Genomic DNA, 780 nt, shown 5'->3' with positions numbered 1-780 from the left:
TTCCCTGACTCCGGCTCAGCCTCAGACCGAACCCGAAGCGTGGACTTTTGTCGTCCCGGAAGTTTTGTTCTATCTGCATTCTGCGGCTGTACAGGGCCATTATCTGGTGCGGCTCCAGTCCCTCTGCATTACTGAACAGCAGCCAGGGCTCCCGCGCGCTACTGCGGTGTTCCCGCTGTGTTTTCGGCATCCCCCCTTTTCCCTGACGCCCTGCGTCAGGGCGCTTATGCAGATAGAACCGGCCGTAACAGGGCGTTCGTGGTTTACGGGACAGGACACCGTAACCCACGCAGACCGGTTGTCCGGTAGCCTCAAGCTCACTGATTTTCATCCATTTTTTATCTCCGTCCAGCCGGAAGCTGATGCAGCCCCTGACCCTGCCGGTGAAGCTCCAGCCCAGCTGGCTGACATGCCGGAACCAGTCTGTCCGGAAGCCTGCATCCGTAATGATGGTGACGGCTTTATCTTTCGGGATGGCATCATGCAGGCGGTCAAGGAAGCGGCACTGTACATCGCTGTTCTGCGCCAGCTCTGCGGGGACAACCTCACTCATAAGCGGCAGTGAGCGACCATTACAGACCAGGCTTGCCCGCAGAAGATACCAGTTCCTGTCATGCCAGCCTGTCCAGTCGACAGCAATCACACAGAAGGGCATCAGGGAGGTGATGGTATGTGTGAGCAGGTGCTGAATACGGGGAATATCCCGGTGAAGGGCGGTATTACCCAGGGCACGGTCAACACGTTTAATTTTATTTTTGACGTGCGCCCTGCCGGGAAGAG

At 57.4% G+C, this 780-nt stretch carries 1 protein-coding gene; it reads right to left on the bottom strand.

Annotated elements, in window-relative coordinates:
* Positions 1 to 727, bottom strand: a 727-nt coding sequence (locus HX884_RS26680; protein WP_256737210.1) for an IS4 family transposase, incomplete at its 3' end; no start/stop codon positions are given.
* Positions 728 to 780: the final 53 nt, after the last annotated feature.

The organism is Enterobacter sp. SECR19-1250, assembly GCF_013391025.1.
Taxonomy (GTDB): domain Bacteria; phylum Pseudomonadota; class Gammaproteobacteria; order Enterobacterales; family Enterobacteriaceae; genus Enterobacter; species Enterobacter cloacae.
Note: the sequence above shows the minus strand (reverse complement) of the source record. Positions and strands in the feature narration are given on the sequence as shown.